Origin of the sequence: Devosia sp. (genome assembly GCF_017307565.1) — a bacterium.
In the GTDB taxonomy this organism is placed as follows: domain Bacteria; phylum Pseudomonadota; class Alphaproteobacteria; order Rhizobiales; family Devosiaceae; genus Devosia.
In genome coordinates, this window is sequence record NZ_JAFKHD010000055.1 from 1 (window position 1) to 4,498 (window position 4,498).

Annotated in this window: 4 protein-coding genes; 2 read left to right on the forward strand and 2 right to left on the reverse strand. The window is 61.1% G+C overall.

Features of this window, described 5'->3' with window-relative positions:
* Positions 1-915, reverse strand: a 915-nt coding sequence (locus J0I64_RS01105; protein ID WP_291405575.1) for a cbb3-type cytochrome c oxidase subunit I, incomplete at its 3' end; no start/stop codon positions are given.
* Positions 912-2,102 (reverse strand): ubiquinol oxidase subunit II, encoded by a 1,191-nt coding sequence (gene cyoA, locus J0I64_RS01110; RefSeq protein ID WP_291405576.1) that lies wholly within the window; start codon positions 2,100-2,102, stop codon positions 912-914. The genes cyoA and J0I64_RS01105, both read right to left, overlap by 4 nt.
* Before the next feature lie 204 nt (positions 2,103-2,306).
* On the opposite strand from cyoA, the gene J0I64_RS01115 reads away from it, so the two are divergent.
* Positions 2,307-3,635, forward strand: coding sequence for an MFS transporter (locus tag J0I64_RS01115; RefSeq protein WP_291405578.1), 1,329 nt, complete (start codon positions 2,307-2,309; stop codon positions 3,633-3,635).
* Positions 3,636-3,810: 175 nt separating this feature from the next.
* Positions 3,811-4,498, forward strand: a 688-nt coding sequence (locus J0I64_RS01120) for a Gfo/Idh/MocA family oxidoreductase (protein ID WP_291405580.1), incomplete at its 3' end; no start/stop codon positions are given.

Below are 4,498 nucleotides of genomic sequence, written 5' to 3' on the forward strand. Positions count from 1 at the left end.
GATGCCGAAGCACGGCAGGATGAGGATGTAGACCTCCGGGTGGCCCCAGATCCAGATGAGGTTGATGTACATCATCGGGCTGCCGCCGAAATCGGAGGTGAAGAAGTTAGTGCCGACATAACGGTCGAGCGCCAGCAACGTCAGAACGGCGGTCAGGATCGGGAAGGAAGCAACGATCAGCACGTTGGTGCAGAGCGAGGTCCAGGTGAAGACCGGCATCTTCATCAGCGTCATGCCCGGCGCGCGCATCTTGATGATGGTCGCGATCAGGTTGACGCCCGATAGGGTCGTGCCCACGCCCGCCACCTGCAGCGCCCATATGTAATAGTCGACGCCTGATGCCGGCGAATGCTCGATCCCTGACAAGGGCGGGAAGGCCAGCCAGCCGGTCTGGGCGAATTCGCCGATGAAGAGGCTGACCATGACCAGCACGGCACCGCCCGCAGTCATCCAGAACGAGAAGTTGTTGAGGAACGGGAAGCTGACGTCGCGCGCGCCGATCTGCAGCGGCACGACATAGTTCATGAAGCCCGTGATCAGCGGCATGGCCACGAAGAAGATCATGATCACGCCGTGTACGGAGAACAGCTGATCATAGTGGTGCGCGTTGAGGTAACCCTCATAGCCGCCAAAGGCGATGGCCTGTTGCAGACGCATCATCAAGGCGTCGGCAAAGCCGCGCAACAGCATGATCAGGCCAAGCACCATATACATGATGCCAATCTTCTTGTGGTCGACGCTGGTGAACCACTCTTTCCAGAGATAGCCCCAGAGCTTGAAATAGGTCAGCGCGCCCAGCACGGCGAGGCCACCGACGGCCACGACGATGAAGGTGATGACCACGATCGGTTCATGCAGCGGCAGGACGTCCCAGGTGAGACGCCCGAAAATGAAGGACCAAAATTCGTTTGTCATAGCGCGTCAGCCGAAGAGTGTTGGTTGAAGGCGAGCTTGCCGGCGAGCCAGGCCAATGCAGGTGCATTGCTCTGGGCAACGGCCGTCGTCCGATCAAGACCACGCCCAAGGAAAGGAGCGGTATCCGGGGCCTCGATGGCCGGCAGCTTGGCGGTCATGGCAATGGCTTCGTCGGTCGAGCAGATGGCCGCGACATAGGTCTTCTGCGGGCCGAAGGGAGCGCGATTGCGTTCGCCGCCACCGTAGAGCTCGGGAACGAGATTGTTGATGCCGGCATGGCCGAGGCCACCCTTCTCGTCGATCGACATCATTTCGCTGGCGCACATCTTGTCGCGCTCGACGCACATGTTGACGATGGCGGTATAAAGCCCGCTCTCGACACCGGCGAAGTGCATCACCGGAACATGTTCGCTGGGCTTCTCGACTTCGAGGTAGCGCTGGCGGTTGAGCATATCGGGCGAGGCGCGAACCTCCGCCACCCAGGCGTCGAACTCGCTGTCGCTCACGCCCTTGGTCGCAAAGTGCATGCCCGAGAAACCGTGGCCGCTATAGTGTGCGGCAATGCCCTTATAGGTGCCGGGTTCGTTGATCACGCCGTGCAGGCGTGTCTGCATGCCGGGCATGGCATAGATCATGCCGGCCATTGCCGGGATGTAGAAGGAATTCATCACCGTCGAGGCGGTCAGCTTGAAGCTGATCGGCCGATCGACCGGGGCAACCAGTTCGTTGACCGTGGCGATGTCGTATTGGGGGTAGATGAACATCCACTTCCAGTCGAGCGCCACCACTTCCACCTCGAGCGGCTGCACATCGGCGGCCACCGGGCGGTCAGGGCCGATGCGGCCGAGCTCGCGATAGGGATCAAGCAGGTGCGTCGACACCCAGGTCACCGCGCCAAGGCAGATGATGATGGCCAGCGGCGCCGACCAGATGACGAGCTCGAGATGGGTCGAGTGATCCCAGTCGGGCTCGTACTTGGCGTTGTTGCCCTCCCGATACTTGCGGGCAAACAGCACCACCAGCACCATCACCGGTATGATGATGAGCAGCATGAGCACTGTTGCGATGAGGATGAGATCGCGTTGCTGCATGGCGATATCGCCAGCAGGCGCCAGGACGACGGCGTTACAGCCGGCAAGCAATGGCGCCGCGAGGGGCACTAGAAGAAGTTTGGCAAAACGAGACATTGCGGCCCTTGGGAGGAAGACTGCGCTTGGTTTGCGGACTACTCTCATGGCATCCTCTGCGCCATCGGACATTTTGTCCACTCGTAAGCGCTGGGTCTTTGATGCAAGACAGCCTCAAACCAGTCCGTAGTGAACGACTGACGGCCCTCCCCCTCCTCCCGGACCGCCGATCAGAAATTCGATCAAAACCAGGAGCTTAGCGACATGGCAACCTCCACTTCCCACGTCCCTGAGACAGCCGCCGAACGCGATGCGCGGGCCCTGCACACCGGCCATCGACCAGTAGATGCAGGCGAGATCGCCATCGGTGTGATTATTGGTCGCACCTCCGAGTTCTTCGACTTCTTCGTCTATGCCATCGCCTCGGTGCTGGTTTTCCCCTCGGTGATTTTCTCCTTCGCCGACCCGCTAACCGGCACTTTGCTCTCCTTCGCCGTCTTCGCTTTGGCCTTCGTCGCCCGCCCGATCGGCACCGTCATCTTCTCCGCGGTCGACCGTAACTATGGACGCGGCGTCAAACTCACGATCGCACTGATGCTGCTCGGCATCTCCACCGTGGCCATTGCGTTCCTCCCCAGCTACGACCAGGTCGGCTGGCTCGCCGTCGCGATCCTCATCATCTTCCGCATGGGCCAGGGCCTCGCCCTCGCCGGCGCGTGGGATGGTCTTGCCTCGCTCCTGGCGCTCAATGCTCCCCAGGAAAAGCGCGGCTGGTACGCCATGGTGCCGCAGCTCGGCGCCCCCATTGGCCTCATCGTTGCATCAGCGCTGTTTGCCTACCTCTCCTCGTCCCTCTCGGCCGAAGACTTCCTGGCCTGGGGCTGGCGCTATCCCTTCTTCGTGGCTTTCGCCATCAACGTGGTGGCGCTCTTTGCCCGCCTCCGCATCGTGGTGACGCCCGAATACACGACCCTCTTCGAAGGCGGCGAACTGATCCCGACCACGATTCGCGAGACCGTTGGCAATGACTGGCGCAACATCGTCATCGGCGCCTTCGCCCCCCTCGCGAGTTTTGCGCTCTTCCACATGGTGACCGTGTTCCCGCTCTCCTATGTGTTTCTCTTCACCCGGGAGCCACCGGTCAATTTCCTCGTCATCGAGGTTGGTTCGGCCTTTGTCGGCCTCTTTGCCGTGGTGCTTTCCGGCTACCTCGCCGACCGCTTCGGTCGGCGCTGGCTGCTGGGGGTCTCGGCCGCAGCCATCGGCGTCTATTCCATCTCCGCGCCGCTGCTGCTCGACGCCGGCCCGACGGGCGAAATCCTCTACATGGTCTCGGGCTTTGCCCTTCTCGGCCTCTCCTTCGGCCAATCCTCCGGTGTCGTGGCGTCCAACTTTACGCGTCTCTACCGCTATACCGGCTCGGCGCTGACTTCGGACCTTGCCTGGCTGTTCGGGGCCGGCTTCGCGCCCTTCGTCGCGCTCGCGCTTTCGAGCAGCTTTGGCCTCATTTCCTCCGGCGCCTATCTGCTCTCAGGGGCCATCTGCACCCTGGTTGCGCTCTATATGAACCGCCACCTGGCCCGCACCAACTAACTGAGTTTAAAGCTCAATTCGAGGCGCGTCGCTGCAATCCGCAGGGGCGCGCCTCGTCTTTTCCGGGTCCCTCAAAAGAACGAGTGCACGCCGTCAATCTTGTATGGTACATGTAACCAAACGGCGAAAACATGAGTCATCTCGCCGTGGTTTTGATGGCATGCGAGGAGCGGAAATGGTCAAGACTTATGCAATCGTGGGCACGGGCGGACGGGCCAGGATGTTCTACGAGGCCATCCTCGGACCCCATAAGGAAAACTCCCGCGTCGTCGCCCTCTGCGATACCAACCAGACGCGCATGGACTACACCAACCGCATCTTCTCCGAAGAGCTTGGCGGCAAGCCGGTGCCGACCTATAAGGCCGCCGACTTCGAAAAGATGATCGCGGCCGAAAAGCCCGATTTCGTCATCGTCACCTCGGTCGACCGTACCCACCACAAGTACATCATCCGCGCCATGGAACTCGGCTGCGACGTGATTACCGAAAAGCCGATGACCGTTGATAAGGAAAAGTGCCAGGACATTCTCGACGCCGTTGAACGCACTGGCCGCAAGATCCGCGTCACCTTCAACTATCGCTATGCCCCGCACAATTCGGCCCTGCGCGAGCTGATCGCCGAAGGCGCCATCGGCACCCCGACCTCCATCCATTTCGAATGGCTGCTCGATACCCGCCACGGTGCCGACTATTTCCGCCGCTGGCACCGCGACAAGCGCAATTCCGGTGGCCTGATGGTCCATAAGTCGACCCACCACTTCGACCTCGTCAACTTCTGGCTCGGCAGCCAGCCTGACACCGTCTTTGCCATGGGCGACCTGAAATTCTATGGCCGGGCCAATGCCGAAGAACGCGGCGTCTTCA

Excerpts from the sequence above, each read along its gene's own strand:
- cyoA (WP_291405576.1), bottom strand. The coding sequence starts at position 2,102 with ATGTCTCGTTTTGCCAAACTTCTTCTAGTGCCCCTCGCGGCGCCATTG.
- J0I64_RS01115 (WP_291405578.1), top strand. The coding sequence starts at position 2,307 with ATGGCAACCTCCACTTCCCACGTCCCTGAGACAGCCGCCGAACGCGAT.